Origin of the sequence: Paenibacillus thermoaerophilus, assembly GCF_005938195.1 — a bacterium.
GTDB lineage: Bacteria > Bacillota > Bacilli > Paenibacillales > Reconciliibacillaceae > Paenibacillus_W > Paenibacillus_W thermoaerophilus.
The window spans coordinates 198,355-214,173 of record NZ_VCQZ01000002.1 but is presented as its reverse complement, the minus strand read 5'-3'; the positions used below and the strand labels follow the sequence as shown (position 1 = coordinate 214,173).

Annotated in this window: 13 protein-coding genes and 1 pseudogene; 12 read left to right on the top strand and 2 right to left on the bottom strand. The window is 61.6% G+C overall.

Going from position 1 to position 15,819, the window contains the following annotated elements; all coding sequences use genetic code 11:
• The first annotated feature begins 10 nt into the window (after positions 1 to 10).
• From FE781_RS02620 to FE781_RS18060, 4 genes are all read left to right on the top strand, one after another.
• Complete coding sequence (locus FE781_RS02620; RefSeq protein WP_138788071.1) at positions 11 to 1,351, top strand: FAD-dependent oxidoreductase; 1,341 nt, start codon at positions 11 to 13, stop codon at positions 1,349 to 1,351.
• 265 nt (positions 1,352 to 1,616) lie between these two features.
• On the top strand, positions 1,617 to 1,790 hold the full coding sequence (locus FE781_RS17370; protein WP_170209398.1) for a hypothetical protein: 174 nt from the start codon (positions 1,617 to 1,619) through the stop codon (positions 1,788 to 1,790).
• Positions 1,768 to 2,643, top strand: a complete 876-nt coding sequence (locus FE781_RS17715; protein WP_138788070.1) for a hypothetical protein — start codon at positions 1,768 to 1,770, stop codon at positions 2,641 to 2,643. The genes FE781_RS17370 and FE781_RS17715 overlap by 23 nt, the downstream gene beginning before the upstream one ends.
• Positions 2,640 to 3,593, top strand: a complete 954-nt coding sequence (locus tag FE781_RS18060) for an S-layer homology domain-containing protein (protein ID WP_342774268.1) — start codon at positions 2,640 to 2,642, stop codon at positions 3,591 to 3,593. The genes FE781_RS17715 and FE781_RS18060 overlap by 4 nt, the downstream gene beginning before the upstream one ends.
• Before the next feature lie 105 nt (positions 3,594 to 3,698).
• Here the strand turns inward: FE781_RS18060 and FE781_RS02605 are convergent, their stop codons facing one another.
• Positions 3,699 to 4,421, bottom strand: a complete 723-nt coding sequence (locus tag FE781_RS02605; protein WP_138788068.1) for a glycosyltransferase family 2 protein — start codon at positions 4,419 to 4,421, stop codon at positions 3,699 to 3,701.
• 117 nt (positions 4,422 to 4,538) lie between these two features.
• Here FE781_RS02605 and FE781_RS02600 point away from each other — a divergent pair, with 117 nt between their 5' ends.
• Complete coding sequence (locus FE781_RS02600) at positions 4,539 to 5,858, top strand: nucleotide sugar dehydrogenase (RefSeq protein WP_246068001.1); 1,320 nt, start codon at positions 4,539 to 4,541, stop codon at positions 5,856 to 5,858.
• On the opposite strand, the gene FE781_RS02595 is transcribed toward FE781_RS02600, so the two are convergent.
• Positions 5,855 to 6,595 (bottom strand): GT-D fold domain-containing glycosyltransferase, encoded by a 741-nt coding sequence (locus FE781_RS02595; RefSeq protein WP_138788067.1) that lies wholly within the window; start codon positions 6,593 to 6,595, stop codon positions 5,855 to 5,857. The genes FE781_RS02600 and FE781_RS02595 overlap by 4 nt on opposite strands.
• Before the next feature lie 200 nt (positions 6,596 to 6,795).
• On the opposite strand from FE781_RS02595, the gene FE781_RS02590 reads away from it, so the two are divergent.
• The 7 genes and pseudogenes from FE781_RS02590 (at position 6,796) to FE781_RS02560 (ending at position 15,770) form a co-directional block, all read left to right on the top strand.
• Positions 6,796 to 8,547 carry an ABC transporter ATP-binding protein gene (locus tag FE781_RS02590; RefSeq protein ID WP_138788066.1) on the top strand — a complete coding sequence of 584 codons (1,752 nt, stop codon included), beginning with the start codon at positions 6,796 to 6,798 and terminating at the stop codon, positions 8,545 to 8,547.
• Entirely contained in the window at positions 8,531 to 10,414 is a 1,884-nt protein-coding gene (locus tag FE781_RS02585) for an ABC transporter ATP-binding protein (protein WP_138788065.1), read from the top strand. Before FE781_RS02590 ends, FE781_RS02585 begins: the two co-directional genes overlap by 17 nt.
• Before the next feature lie 4 nt (positions 10,415 to 10,418).
• On the top strand, positions 10,419 to 11,381 hold the full coding sequence (locus tag FE781_RS02580; protein WP_138788064.1) for an AAA family ATPase: 963 nt from the start codon (positions 10,419 to 10,421) through the stop codon (positions 11,379 to 11,381).
• 10 nt (positions 11,382 to 11,391) lie between these two features.
• A complete protein-coding gene (locus FE781_RS02575; RefSeq protein WP_138788063.1) occupies positions 11,392 to 12,519 on the top strand; it encodes a DUF58 domain-containing protein in 1,128 nt (375 codons plus the stop codon).
• On the top strand, positions 12,500 to 13,792 hold the full coding sequence (locus tag FE781_RS18055) for a DUF4129 domain-containing protein (RefSeq protein WP_138788062.1): 1,293 nt from the start codon (positions 12,500 to 12,502) through the stop codon (positions 13,790 to 13,792). The genes FE781_RS02575 and FE781_RS18055 overlap by 20 nt, the downstream gene beginning before the upstream one ends.
• A gap of 8 nt (positions 13,793 to 13,800) precedes the next feature.
• A pseudogene (locus FE781_RS17700) lies at positions 13,801 to 13,887 on the top strand (ATP-binding cassette domain-containing protein); the annotation flags it as partial.
• A gap of 170 nt (positions 13,888 to 14,057) precedes the next feature.
• Positions 14,058 to 15,770: an ABC transporter ATP-binding protein gene (locus tag FE781_RS02560; RefSeq protein ID WP_138788060.1), complete on the top strand. Its 1,713-nt coding sequence runs from the start codon at positions 14,058 to 14,060 to the stop codon at positions 15,768 to 15,770.
• Positions 15,771 to 15,819 lie beyond the last annotated feature (49 nt).

Genomic DNA, 15,819 nt, shown 5'->3' with positions numbered 1-15,819 from the left:
ATAACATTCGATGAAACGCAACATGGAAGCGGACGTGGTGGTGGTCGGCGGGGGGCCGGCAGGCATCAATGCCGCGATTGCGGCAGGCCGTCTGGGATGCCGTACGGTATTAATCGAAAGGTACGGATTTTTGGGCGGAATGTCAACGGCATCGCTGGTTTATCCGTGGATGACGTTCCATACCGAACGCGGGGAACAAGTGATCAAAGGCATCGCCCAAGAAATCGTCGATCGCCTGATGGAACGGGGGGGTTCGCCCGGCCATCTGCGCGATACCGTCGGATTCGTGCGCACGGTGACCCCGTACGACCCGGAAATCTATAAAGTATTGGCGATGGACATGCTGAAGGAAGCGGAAGTGAAGCTGCTGCTGCACAGTTTCGTGGATGCGGTTAACGTGGAAGGAGATCGAATCCGTTCCGTCGAGGTGACCGGCAAGTCCGGGCGTATCGAAGTGCGCGGGACAGCGTTTGTCGATACGTCGGGAGACGCCGACGTCGCTTATTTGGCCGGGGCTCCGACGCTTCAGGGGAGAGACGGGGACCGGCGCACCCAACCGATGACGATGAAATTCCGCATGCGCGGCGTAGACTTGGCCAAAGTGAAACAGTACATGTTGGAACATCCGGAGGAATTTTACCGGAAGACGCCGTTTGCCGAGTTGCCTTCGCTTCCGTTAACCGGGGTGCAAGGATTTTATTCGCAGTGGAGAGCTGCGGAATTGCCGATCAACCGCGACCAGGTTCTGTTTTTCACCGGCCCGGCCGAAGACGAGGTATTGGTCAATTGCACGCGGGTGCAAGGCCTAGACGGCACTGATGTGGAAGATTTGACGCTTGCCGAGGAAGAGGGGCGCAAACAGGTGCTGATGATGGCCGAGTTTCTGCGAAACGGCGTGCCCGGCTTCGAGAAGGCGTCGATTTCCTGCGTGGGGGCGCAGATTGGCGTACGCGAGACAAGGCGTATCGCCGGACTGTACGCGCTGACGATGGAGGATGTCGTCGCGGGCCGCCGGTTCGATGACGTCATTGCCCGCAGCGGCTACCCGATCGATATTCACGATCCGTCGGGCAGAGGAGTTACCGCCGCCTGGATCGAGGGGGACGGCGCTTACGACATACCGTACCGGTGCCTGGTGGCCCGGGGGATCACGAATTTGCTCGCAGCCGGCCGTTGCATCTCCACCTCCCACGAAGCACTGGCGACTACCCGCCTGACGCCGAGTTGCATGGCAACCGGCCAAGCTGCCGGCACTGCGGCGGCGCTCGCCTGCGCGCAGGGGGTCGATCCGGCGCAAGTGGACGTCCCTCTGCTGCAGGAGAAGCTGCGCCAGGCCGATGCCGTGCTGTAATTTCAATGGCATCGGATATCGTAATAGGAAAAGATCAATCGAGAGACCGTGAATCAAGAGATTCCGGTCTCTTTTCTTTATTCTCCACAAAACGTTAATGCGGGTTTGACTCGGCCTTGACAATCATGGACTAAAGTCAGACGTATTGAACTTTCATATATTTGCCGGACGTCTGAAGCGGGGTGGTCCCCTACATCTGAGAAATGAGGTAACAAGTTTTCCGTTTTATGGAGTTTATCTTACATCACATAGGGAGTGGAAGACGTTGAAACGATTGTGGGTGAAAAAATGGATTTCCGGCTGCATGGCATTCGGCTTGATGCTCAGCGCGGTTTTGCCGGCGGGAGCGGGGCATGCGGCCGCGGCGGACCCGCAGGCGGCGCCGGAGCTGTTTGTGACGGAGATAGGAATTGAATTTGAGCGATTATACGTTTATTGATGGGTATACGAAAACGCCGGGCAGCAACCTGACGTTTGAATTCAGCCCGGTTACGCTGCAGCCTCAGCAAACTCTCGTCTTTTGGTACAACAATAAAAACCGGTCCTTGCAAGAATTTAACGATTATTACGGCGTTTCTCTGACGGAATCGCAAGTCGTGAACGTAAGCGGCTTTCAGGGGTTTGCGAACGGCGGCGATCGCGGAGTCATTATCAAAAACAAACAAGGCGTCGAGATCGCCAGAGCCTCCTATCTGTCCGGAGATACCGCCGAAGATCAAGGCGTGCAGTACAAGCTGGCCGATTCGGGAATCGACGAGGCGATACTGCAGATTCTCGCTGCGCCTACGCCCGGAAGCGTAACTTCCGGTCAGGTGCCTTCCAGTCCGGTCATCCTGCCGGACATGCCGGCCAATCTCCCGCCGGTTGTGGTACATACGCCGGTGACAAGCGGCAATGCCGCGAACGATCTGGTCATCACCGCCGATATCAAGGACCCGGAAAGCACCGTGACGGATTCTACGTACGCGAACGAGAGCGTAACGGCGACGGTCTTTTACAAGCTGCCGTCGGATGCCGCGTATAAAACGGTGAGCATGGTCAAGACGTCCGATTCCGGTTATACGGGCATCATTCCCGAACGGGCGAGCCGCAGCAAGACGGGGGCATCACGGTTACACCCGTGCAAAAACCGGACGGCACCTTCGAAGTCGGCAAAGCGTCGATCGACGAAGCGCTCGCCCAAGGAAACGGAAATACGATACGCATCCGGCTCGCGACGCCTGACAGCCGTCCTCAAGCCCAGGTGGCCTTTGATGCGGACAGTCTGCGCAAGATCAAGCAAGCCGGCATGAACCTCAGGCTCGAAACGCACGACGTTTCCATTATCATCCCGGGAAGCTCGATCGCCTCGGAAGCGCTGAATGCGGTTCATGTCCAGTTCCGCGTAAATTCCGTGCCGTCCGCCGAAGCGGCAAGCGTCGAGAGCCGTTCCCTTCGGCAATATCCGGATCTCGCATCCACCGGAACGATTCTCTCGCTGGAACTGGATGCGATCGGAGAAAACGTACGAACATCCGTGCATCAGTTCGACGGTCCGATTACCGTCGAATGGACGCTGCCGCATCAGAAGCTGAATTCGATTCAACCGGATTACGCGGGAGTCTATTATGTCGACGGCCAGAACGCCCAATACGTCGGCGGAGAGTTCGGCGGCGGCAAAGTCACGTTCACAACGGATCATTTCTCTTATTACGCCGTGCTGGAGATGCATAAGGATTTCGCGGATCTGAAGGGGCACTGGGCCGAGACTTACGTGAGCAAGCTGGCGGCCAAGCATATTGTCAATGGCGTGGACGAGGAACATTTTGCCCCCGACCGGCCCATCACGAGAGCGGATTTGATCACGATGGCCGTCCGCTCGCTGGGATTCACGGAGCCGGAGTATGCGGAGGTCTTCAGCGACGTGAGCAAAGACAAGTATTACGCGGGATTCGTCTCCAAAGCCGCTGAAATCGGTTTGGCGGAAGGATATAACGGCCGATTCCGGCCGGAAGATTCGCTGACGCGGGAAGAAGCGGTGACGGTGCTGATGAGGCTGGCCGATTACCGGAACAAAGCTTGGCCCGGCGCCGATACGGCGGATTTTGCGGATCGCGGCGAAATTTCCGAATGGGCCAGGGAGCATGTGAAACGGGCCAAAGCGGCCGGAATCGTCGAAGGAAGAGGCGACAACCGGTTTGAGCCGAAAGCGAATGTCACGCGTTCGGAATTGGCCAAAATGCTTTACCTGACAATCAAATAACTTGGAAAGAAACGAACAAATCCCCTCACGGTCGTTACATCTTTTGACCGGAGGGGATTTTTCGCCGTTCGCGACCGGCTGCGCAGGGATCGGCGGCGGACGGATTCACAGCAGAACCTGCCGGTTAACGTATTTCTCGAAGTGTTCCGTCTTGATCAGGCGCATCGACTTCCCGGCGAGCAGCTCGCGTTCAGACACTTTCCACGTATGCGACAGGCGGTTGGCCCGGCGGATCGCGGCGAAATGGTACGGGGACGTGCCGGAGAGCTTGAACCCTTCGCGAAGGCACGCCTCCACAAACTTGACGTCCGAGCCTTGGCGCACACGGCTGAATTGGACTTTGCGCATCACGCGCTTGTGGAACATAATCGTCGCTCCGGCGATCCGGTTCCGGCCGGAATAGGGATGGAAGGCCCGCACTCTTAACGCCAGTACCTTCAGGTGGGGGAAATAAAAGAAAAACGAATGCTTGCCGACGAGGTCTGCTTTTTGCCGGGAGAACCGGCTCATCGCTTCGGGAATATAGGCGGGACCGTAATAATCGTCGTCGTCGAACTTGGCGATGTACGGGTATTTCGCCTGCTTGGCAGCGAAGTTCAGGCATTGCCCGAGCGAATTCCGCTCCGGGAGGCGGAAGACGCGCACGTTCGGATAACGGGCGGCGAACTTCCGGTAACGGCTGATTCGCATGCCCGATTTGTTCAGCACGATGATCAGTTCTTTGGGCTTCCATTTCTGCCGGGCGTAATTTCGGAAGACGTTGTCGATATAGGGGGGACGCATCGTTGCGGTCACGATCGTCACCCCGTTTTTTTCTGCGCTGTTCATAGATGCGCTCCTCTTCGGAAAAGGCTATGGCCTTCGGACACCGGACGTTTCCGTTCGCCTCTTCTCTCATATTCTATCCAATAAGCGTTGAGAGGGCGGGAGAAGGGGGACAACGGCTTGGGTACCAGCGATCGCGCGGCGGCCCATGCGGGGGCAAGCGTCATCGGTTTAGTCGGGCTCGGTTACGTCGGCCTGCCTCTGGCCGCCGCTTTTGTACGGGCGGGGCATCAAGTGATCGGGATCGATACGGACGAGACGAAGATTCGCAAGCTGAACGCAGGCATCAGCTACATCCCGGATGTGAACGGCTCGGTTGTCGGCCAAGCCGTCGAGGCGGGAATGCTGCGCGGGGCGACGGATTTCGCCGCGCTGGCCGTGGCCGACGCGATCGTCGTCTGCGTGCCGACGCCGCTCACGGAGGAGCGGACGCCGGATTTGTCGCATTTGAGCGACGCCTGCGAGCGGATAAGGCCTCATCTGAAGCCGGGCCAACTAATCGTCGTCGAAAGTTCGACGTTCCCCGGCACCACCACCGGGATCGTCCGGCCGATTCTGGAACAAGGAGGTTTGTCTGCCGGACGGGATTTTCACCTGGCGTATTCGCCGGAGAGGATCGATCCCGGAAACAAGCAATATGCGCTCCATCAGGTGCCCAAGCTGGTCAGCGGGGTAACGGCCGCTTGCCGGGCGAAAGCATCGGAGCTGTACGGCCAAGTGTTCGACCGGATCGTGCCGGTGCCGACCCCGGAGATCGCGGAGACGGCCAAGCTGCTGGAGAATTCGTTCCGGCTTGTCAATATCGCGTTTATCAATGAATTGGCGCTGGTTTGCGACAGGCTGAAGGTCGACATCTGGGAGGTGATCGCGGCGGCATCCACGAAGCCGTACGGTTTTATGCCTTTTTACCCGGGTCCGGGCATCGGCGGCCACTGCATTCCCGTCGATCCGCTCTACTTGCAGTGGAAGGCGAAAGAGGCCGGACTCGAAAGCAGCTTCATCGAGCTGTCCGGCCGAATCAACGCTTCCATGCCCGCTTATGTGGCGGCGGAAGTGCGGCGACTGTTGGCGCCCGGCACGACGCTGTCCGGGGCCCGGATTCTCGTATACGGCGTCACGTACAAGCGGGACGTGGCGGATCTGCGGGAATCGAGCGCCCTGGAGCTGATCCGGCTGCTGGTCGAGGAAGGCGCCGACGTCCGGTTCTGCGACCCGTTCGTCGCCTCGCTCCGATTGGCGTCCGGGCTGACGCTGACGGCGGTCGAGCCGACGGCGGAAGCGATCGCGGAAGCGGATTGCGTGATCGTGCATACCGATCATTCCGTCATGCCGGCGGAGAGAATCGCCGCCTGCGCGAAGCTGGTCTACGACACCCGCCATGCGATCGGCGGCCGGGGGACAGCCGCGCAAGTGGTCAAGCTGGGCGGCGGATCGGCCTAACGCAAGCGGGACGCCCGCGCCTCGGGATTGCGCTTGCGGTCCCCGGCGCTGCGATCCGGGAATGCGCTGCCGAAGTCGATAGCGACGCGGCCCGTCTTGCCGGCGATCCACGGCGCGAGGATCACCGCGTTGACCCCGCAGGACAGCAGCGCCAGATCGAATTTGCGGCGAGCGGCGTAGATCCGCTTCATCGCCAGGGGAAGCTCTCCGGCATCCTCAAGCCGGACCGTTTCCGTCACGCGGATCGCGCGGGACTGCCGCTCCAGCTTTTGGCGCAATCGGTCGGGGTCCCGGTTGACGATCAGAAGGCGTCTGTTGCGGATCGTCTTCCAGAACAGCCGCTTGCCCGGCATTTGCCTGTTGACGCAGGCATGACAGACCAGCTTCGGCTTCAAGCCGTAGTAACGGAAAACTTTGTCGGTCAGCGGCCGTTTGAGATAGGCGGGAGCTTTGATGATCCGGTCGCCGGGAGGAAGCACGCCGACGATCGTCGCTTGCCGGATCGCGCGCACCATCCGATCGCGCACTTGCAGATTGGGCAGCCGAACGCCCATAAGCCCTTGGTTCGCTTTGACGGCCCACGGCTGCTCCAGCACTTGCCGCATCGGCCAGACGGTATTTTGGGCAAGCACGATGTTCTCCCCGTCCCCGATCCGAACGAGCGAGAGCGGCCTTTTCCGTTTCAATGCCCGTCCGATCCTGTTCATCGTCCGGCGAAAATTCAAATAGGCTGCCATTCGCGCCCCTCCCTTGCGAATGCTTGTGATGCGAGTCGAATCATTATATGCTGCAACTGTCCGATGCGGATACTGCCCGGAACGGGCGGACGGGAACAACGGCGGGACCGGTTCCCGGCAAAATTTAAACGTGACAATCCGCCTCGCTAGGAGTATGTTTGAAGGAGACATCTATTGGAAGCGGACGGGAGGCGAACGGCTTGAAATTTATGGCTCCCTACATTCAAAAGCACGGGAAGCCATTTCTGGGCGCCGTCTTCTTTGTGCTCATCGAGGCGCTGTGCGACTTGTTTCAACCGACGATTATGGCCTTTATCATCGACAGGGGGATCGCCGAGCAGAGAATGGACGTCGTCCTGAAGCTGGGCGGCTTGATGCTTCTCGTTACGGCGGTGGGCGCGGCTTCGGCGGCGTCCCGCAACTTGATCGCGAGCCGCGTGTCCCAACGGTTCGGCGCGGAGCTTCGATCCGACCTGTTCAAGCATATCCAGTCCCTCGGATTTGCGAACATCGACCGCTTCGAAAGGGCTTCCCTGGTCACGCGGCTGACGAACGACGTCACGCAAGTGCAGAACTTCGTCAACGGACTTATGCGCATTTTCGTCAAGGCGCCGATGCTCGGCGTCGGCAGCTTGATTATGGCGGTCAGCTTGAGTCCCAAGCTGTCGATCGTGCCGGCCGTCATCGTGCCGATCGTCGCGCTGCTGGTTGCGCTGAACATGAAGCTCGGGTTTCCGCGGTTTCTGAGCGTCCAGCAGGCGCTGGACCGGTTAAACGGGGTTATGCGCGAATATTTGTCGGGCGTCCGCGTTGTGCGCGCGTTTAACCGCCACGATTACGAGGTGGAGAAGTTCGCCCGCGCCAACGACGAGTTTACCGGCCGCTCGGTTGCGGTGGCCCGCGTCATGGCCTTGTTCAATCCGGCGACGGTGCTGACCGTCAATCTGGGCATTCTGGCCGTTCTCGGCTTCGGCGGGCTGGGCGTCGACAGAGGCGCCATGCAGGTCGGCCATATCGTCGCCTTCATTAACTACATGACGCAGATTTTGTTTGCGCTGATGGTCGTCTCGATGGTCGTGAACATGTTCGTTCGGGCGAGAGCTTCGGCGGCCCGGATCGGGGAAGTGTTCGCGGAGCGCGATGCGATGTCCGCCGGACAAGCGGAAGAAGTCCGGGAACGGGCGGGGGAACGGGGAAGGATCGATTTCGAGGACGTGACGTTTTCGTATGCCGGCTCGCCGGGCGAACCCGTGCTTCGCCGCATCCATCTCACCGTTCTACCCGGCGAGACGGTCGGCATCATCGGCTCGACCGGTTCGGGGAAAAGCACCTTGATCGGGTTGATTCCCCGGTTGTACGACGCCGTATCCGGAACCGTCAAGGTAAACGGCATCGACGTTCGGCGAATCCGTCCGAGCCTGCTGCGCGAACGCATCGCCATCGTGCCGCAAAAAAGCGTGCTGTTCACCGGCACGATCGCCGACAATATCCGCTGGGGCCGCGACGAAGCGACCCGGGAGGAGATCGAGCAAGCCGCGAAAATGGCAGAAGCCCACTCCTTCATCACGGCTCTGCCGGAAGGCTACGAGACAAGGATCGGCCAGCGCGGCGTGAACTTGTCCGGGGGTCAGAAGCAGCGGATATCCATCGCGCGGGCGCTCGTCCGCCGGCCGGACATCCTGGTGCTCGACGACAGCACAAGCGCGGTCGACGCGCTGACGGAAGCGCGCATCAAGGAATCGATCCGCACCTATGCGAGAGGAATCACCTGCATTCTGATCGCCCAACGGATCTCGTCGATCATGGACGCGGACAAGATCGTGGTGATGGATCGGGGTTCGGTCGTCGGCGTCGGCACGCACGAGTCGCTGCTCGGGAACTGCGCCGTGTACCGGGAAATCTACCGTTCGCAGATGGGAAAGGAGGCGATCGGCGATGTCCGGACCCGATAAAAGAGACGCCGGAGCGAGGCCGATCGCCGATGCCGCCGGAGCGCCGATTCGTCCGTTGGGAGGTTTCGGCGGAGGGCATCCGGGCTCGCGCGGGCCTGTCGTCAAGCCGAAGCAGTTCGGCGCGTCGCTGAAGCGGCTGTGGCGGTATATCGGCGGCGAACGCAAGCTGCTGACGGCCGTATTTCTCTTTATCCTCATCAACTCCGCCATCACGCTGGGCACTCCCTATCTGATCGGGATCGCCGTCGACGCGATGTCTGGGGAAACGGTCGATTGGAGCGTGCTGCGGATCGTCCTGACGGCGCTGGCCGCCGCGTATATGGCGGATGGCGGGCTGGCGTTTCTCCAGAGCTGGCTGATGGCCGGCATCGCCCAGCGCATCGTGCGCAACATGCGGACGGCGCTGTTCGCCAAGCTCCAGCGCATGCCGCTCGGTTATTTCGATTCGAAGCCGCACGGCGAGGTGATGAGCCGGTTATCCAACGATATCGACAATGTCAGCCAGTCGATCTCCCAATCTTCCGCGCAGTTGATGAACGGAACGATCTCCATCGTCGGCTCGCTCGTTTTGATGGTGTGGCTGAGTCCCGTCCTGACGCTGGCGTCGCTGATCACCGTTCCGCTCGTCTATTCGCTCGCCCGCGGCATCACGCGGCGGACACGCGTGCTGTTCAAGGAGCAGCAAGCGCAGCTCGGCCGGTTGAACGGGCATATCGAGGAGACGATCTCCGGACTCGAAGCGGTCAAAGCGTTCAACCGGGAGTCGAAGGTGATCGAAGAATTCGAAGAAGTGAACAAAAAGCTGTTCGAGGTCGGATTAAAGGCGCAGATCGTGTCCGGCTTCCTGATGCCGATGCTGGGCGTCATCAACAATATCGGGTTCGCCGCCATCGCCATCGTGGGCGGAGTGCTGGCCGTCAGGGGAGACATCTCCGTCGGCGTCATCGCCAGCTTTATCGGCTATTCCCGCCAGTTCGTCCGGCCGCTGAACGATCTGGCGAATACGTACAACCTGCTGCAGTCCGGGATCGCGGGCGCCGAACGGGCCTTCGAGGTGCTGGACGAAGCGGAGGAGCCGGCGGACGGCGAGACCGCGACGGCGCTCGTGCAGCCGGAAGGCCGCGTCCGGTTCGACCGCGTCGGCTTCGGCTACCGCCCCGATGCGCCGATCCTGCGGAACGTCAGCTTCGAGGCCGCGCCCGGCAGCCGGGTGGCGCTCGTCGGTCCGACGGGAGCGGGCAAGACGACCATCGTGAATCTGCTGACGCGGTTCTACGACGTCAGCGAAGGGGCGATTTACCTCGACGGCCGGGACATCCGGACGTATACGCGGGAGAGCCTGCGGCGATGCTTCGGCATCGTGCTCCAGGATACGTATCTGTTCTCGGGCACGATCGCGGAGAACATCCGCTACGGCCGGCCGGAGGCGGGAGAGGAGGAGGTGCGGCGGGCGGCCGTCTTGGCCGGAGCGGACGAGTTCATCCGCAGGCTGCCGCACGGCTACGACACGATGCTGTCGGAGAGCGGCGGCAATCTGAGCCAGGGCCAGCGGCAACTGCTCGCCATCGCCCGCGTCATCTTGGCGGACAGCCCGATTCTGATTCTGGACGAAGCGACCAGCAGCATCGACACCCGGACGGAGCTGCGCATTCAGGAAGCGCTGCTCAAGCTGATGCAGGGCCGCACCTGCTTCATCATCGCGCACCGGCTGAACACGATCCGGGACGCGGACCAGATTCTCGTCATCGACAAGGGCGGCATCATCGAGGCGGGCACCCACGAGCAGCTCATGCGAACCGGCGGCTACTACAGCCGCATGTTTGAAAGCCAATTTAAACACGCTATCGCCGGCGAAATGGGGAGATGATCCGATGAACGCGCATGACGTCAAAAGGCTTGCGGACCGCATCCGCGACAATATCCACCGGGTGATGGTCGGGAAAACCGAAGTCGTCGACCACCTGCTAATCGCGCTGCTGTCGGGCGGCCACGTGCTGCTGGAGGATGTGCCGGGCACGGGAAAGACGCTGCTGGCGAAGACGCTGGCCCGGTCGGTTCAGTGCGCGTTCCGCCGGGTGCAGTTCACCCCGGACCTGCTGCCTTCGGATTTGACGGGGGTTCAGGCGTTCAACAAAAAGACGGAGGAATTCGAGTTCCGGCCGGGACCGCTGTTCGCCCATCTCGTTCTGGCGGACGAGATCAACCGGGCGACGCCGCGCACGCAATCCAGCCTGCTGGAGTGCATGGAGGAGCGGCAGATCAGCATCGACGGCACGACCCATAGCTTGCCGCAGCCGTTCATGGTGATCGCCACGCAGAATCCGGTGGACAATCAGGGCACGTTCCCGCTCCCGGAAGCGCAGTTGGACCGGTTTCTGCTGAAAATCGCGATGGGATATCCGTCCACGGAAGAGGGCGTCGCCATCCTCGACCGGTTCCGGACCGCCGATCCGCTGGCCGAGACGGAAGCCGTCGCCGAGCCGGACGAACTGGCCTCGGCGGCACGCGCGGTGTCCCAAGTCAAGGCGGAGCCCGATCTGCTCCGGTATATCGTGCGGCTGGCCGAGCAAAGCCGGAACCAACCGGAGCTTGCGCTCGGCATCAGCCCGAGGGCGACGCAAGCGCTGCTTCGCGCGGCCCAGGCCCGGGCGGCGATCGACGGCCGCGGCTTCGTCCTGCCCGACGATATCAAGGCGATGGCCAAGCCGGTGTGGGCGCACCGGATCGTGCTTCGCAACCGCCACCGCGCCGAGAACGGTCTGGCGGAGAAGGTCGTAGACGGCTTGCTCGCCGCCGTGCCCGTCCCGACCGAAGCGGCGATCGGCGCCGACTGAGGACGGTCCGATGCTGTGGATGATGATCGTCGCCGTGGCCGTGTCCTGGGCGCAAATGGCTCTGATCCACCGTTTCGGCAGCCGGAAGCTGTCCTACCGCCGCTTTTTTGTGACGGACCGCGTGTACGAGGGAGACCGCGCCGAGCTGGCGGAAATCATCGAGAACGCCAAACCGCTGCCGGTGCCGTGGGTGCGTTTCGAGACGAATGTGGACGCTTCGCTGCACTTCGATTCGATGCAGGAGGTGAATGTGAACAGGGGCGGGGAGCTGTTCCAATACCATAAAAGCCTGTTCAGCCTCCAGCCGTACACGCGAATCCGGCGCGTTCACGGTCTGACGTGCCGCCGCCGGGGAATCTTCCGGATGCAGTCCGTGGCCGTCACCTACGGAGATTTGCTCGGATTGCGCAGCAGCACCCGGTCTCTCCCGACGGAAGCGAAGCTGATCGTCTATCCGCGCCTGCTATCCGATGCGGAGCTGCCTCCATCGGCCGTGCGCCTGATGGGCGAGTTGACCGTTCGGCGCTGGATCGTGGAGGACCCGTTCGAGTTCGCGGGCATTCGTCCGTACCGGGACGGGGACCCGATGAACCGGATTCATTGGAAAGCCAGCTCGCGGCAGGAGGAATGGCTCGTCCACAAGCGGGACTATACCGCGGATTTGCGGCTGATGATGCTGCTGAACGTCGAAGTGTCGGAGGGGATGTGGCGGGATGTCAGCGATCCGGAGCGCATCGAGACGGGAATCCGCATCGCGGCCACATTGGCCACGCGTGTGACCGGAGCGGGTCTGGCGGTCGGCTTCGCCCACAACGCCGAACGGGACGGCGGGGAACCCGTCCGGCTGCAACCGGAGGCCGGCGTTATCGGCCGGGACGCCATCCTGGCCGAAATGGCCGGAATCGCGATGCGCTGCCGGCTGCCGTTCTACGAGATGCTTCGCGAGGAAGCGGATCTGGCGCTGGCTGCGCCCTCCCGCGACCGGACCGATTATGTGCTGGTGACGTGCGAAGTATCCGGGCAGATGTCGAGCCAGATCGACCGCCTCCGCCAAGCCGGCCACCGGGTGGAGGTGCTGGAAATCCCGCAAGCGACGCCGGAACGGGAGGGGATCGGACATGATACGGTTGCGGTTTGACCAAGCCGGACGAGCCGCCTTGTACGGAGCGCTGGAGCTGCTCGTGCTGCTGCCGTATGCCGTCTTTATCGACCGGTTGTCGGAGGCGGGACGCCCCCTGATCTTCTGCCTCCTCCTGCTGCTCTTGTCTTATACGGCCGCGTGGATGGGCGTCGTCTGGACGAAGCGCGTCTGGCCGGGCATCCTGCTCGGCATCATGGCCGGCGCTTTATCCAAGTTTTACGCCTTCGGGAACATGCCGTCGGGTCTGGTCTGGTTCGGCGCCGGGATCGTCATGGCGGCGCGGGGCGCGTTGTCCCGCGCGTACGCGGGCGAGGGATGGCTGCCGATCGCGGTGTACGCCGCCGGGATCGTCGGCTACGCAAGCGCCGCGATCGGCTTGGCTCTGCCGGTAGATCACTTCGGAGAGTATCGCCGCTGGATCGGATGGGCCGGCATGCTAAGCCTGATCCTGTTGTTCGCGGATCTGAACAACAAGGTGCTGCTGAACGAAGCCCTCTCGCGCTCGGAGAACGACCGGCCGTCGGTCTCGGTCCGGAAGGCGAACCGGCGATGGACGGCGCTGCTGCTCGCCGCCGTGTTCGGGATCGGCGCGCTGCGCCTGCTTCCGGAAGCGCTGCGCGAGCTGTGGCGCTGGCTGATCGGGCTGTGGCCCGAACGTATGCCGGCCGAAGAGCCTCCGCCGATGCCCGAGCGGACGCCGCAGCGGCAGGAGATGTTCCCGGCCGAGCCGGGAGAGCCGTTCTGGCTGTGGGTATGGCTTGAGCGTCTGATGTGGGCGGCGATGGTGGCGGCTGCCGTCGCCGCTCTGTTCTATCTCGGCCGGTGGTTATGGCGCACGGGGCTTCCGATGCTGGTTCGGTGGGTCAAGCGGCTGATCGCGAGATGGTTGCATCCGGTATCCGTCGAAGATGCCGGGCCAGGCTTCCGCGACGAGACGGAGAAGCTGGAAAGGCCCGAGCGGATCGGCCGGGCGTTCCGCTTCCTGAAGCGCCTGAGCGGTCGGGGCAAGCAGGGGCCGGCTACGAATGAGGAACGTCTGCGCGAAGTGTACGCGGACGCGGTCCGCCAAGCGAAGAGAAAGGGCTACGTTCACCAAGCCAGTCTGACGCCCCTGGAGACCGGCCGGTTGTGGCAGCGCGGCGGCATCCGGCTGAACGTGGCGGCCGATCGGCTCGTCCGTCTGTACAGCGAGGTTCGCTACGGCGGCCGCAAGGTGGCGGAAGAAGAGCTGGCGGATTTGCGCAAGGATGCGGCGGACCGGCGGTCATGAAGCGGGAGAACCGGATCGGCGTCGTCGGCGTCAACGGCGCGGGCAAATCGACGCTGATGGCGGCGCTCGCCGGCGAGATCGAGGCGGACGAAGGCCGGTTCCTGGAGCGGCTCTCGACGCATACGCTGTCCGTCGGGGACGGGCAAACGCGATTCAGCCTGAAGCCGTATTCGGAGAATCGCTTATAGGGAAGGGATGTTTTGACGCCTCGTGTCTATTGCACTATGATGATAATCATTCTCATATATTCATGGAGGTCAACCGCGTGATTCGTCGTTTTCTCGGTTACTACCGGCCGCACACGAAGCTGTTCGCCTTGGACTTCGGTTGCGCCGTGTTGGCCGCACTGTTGGAACTGGCCTTTCCCCTCGCGGTCAAATGGGTGATCGACGAACTGCTTCCGACGAGGGATTGGGAAATGATCGTGTGGGCCGCCGCCGGCCTGCTGTTTCTGTACGTCGTCAGTATGGGACTTCACTTTATCGTCTCGTACTGGGGGCATATGCTCGGCATCAATATCGAGACGGACATGCGCCAGCAAGCGTTCAATCATTTGCAAAAGCTGTCTTTCCGGTATTACGACAACACCAAAACCGGGCATTTGATGTCGCGAATCACCAACGACCTGTTCGATATCGGCGAATTGGCCCATCACGGGCCGGAAGACCTGTTTATCGCGCTGATGACGTTTGCCGGGGCGTTCGGTATCATGTGGACGGTCAACTGGGAGCTGGCGCTGATTACGTTCACCGTCATCCCGGTTTTGTCCGCGCTTATCGTGTATTTCAACAAAAAGCTCAGCGCCGCCGCCGGCCAAATGTTTTCCCGGATTGCGGACATCAACGCGCGTATCGAAGACAGCATCGCCGGTATTCGCGTCGTCAAGTCGTTCGCCAACGAAAAATTCGAGATGGAACGGTTCAGCCGGCGGAACGCCGCTTTCCGCAAGGCGAAGCTTCAGTCGTATCGGGCCATGTCCTTCAGCTTCTCGGGCATGTACATGATGACGAGATTAATCTCCCTGATCGTCCTGGTCTGCGGCGCCTGGTTCAGCTATGTGGGCGAACTGTCGTACGGGGCGCTGGTCGGATTCCTGCTGTACGTGAATATCTTCTTGAAGCCGATCGACAAGATCAGCGCGTTTATGGAGAGCTATCCGAAAGGAATGGCCGGGTTCCGCCGGTTCTGCGAGCTGCTGGACACGGAGCCGGACGTGAAGGACGCGCCGAATGCGATCGAGGCGCCTCCGCTGCGCGGTGATATCGAATTCCGCGGCGTCACATTCGGTTACGAGAATCACTCGCACGTGTTGCGCGGGATCCACTTGCGGATCTCCGCAGGAGAAACGGTCGCGCTTGTCGGTCCGTCGGGGGCCGGCAAATCAACCTTGTGCAACCTGATTCCAAGGTTCTACGAGATCGATGCGGGATCGATCACGATCGACGGCATCGACATCCGCCGGATGACGCAGCGATCGCTCCGCGCGCAGATCGGAATCGTGCAGCAGGACGTCTTCCTGTTTAACGGCACGATCCGCGAGAATATCGCCTACGGACGTTTGGACGCCACGGACGAGGAGATTATGGAGGCCGCCCGCAAAGCGCATCTGGAGTCGGTGATCGAATCGTTGCCGGATGGGCTGGACACGGTCATCGGGGAGCGGGGACTCAAGCTGTCGGGCGGCCAGCGGCAGCGTCTGGCGATCGCGCGCATGTTCCTGAAAAATCCGCCGATCCTGATTCTCGACGAGGCGACGTCCGCGCTCGACACGGAGACCGAAGCCATCATTCAGGAGGCGCTGGAGGAACTGGGCGAAGGACGGACAACGCTGGTCATCGCGCACCGGCTGGCCACCATCCGCCACGCGGACCGCATCCTCGTCGTCACCGAAGACGGAATCACCGAGCAGGGACGGCATGAGGAGCTGCTGGCGGCGGGCGGCGTGTATGCCCGTCTGCATCAGGCTCAGTTCGCCTGAAGACTGCCCCGGAGCATTCCTTGCGGAACGCTCGGGGTTTTTTCTTTTT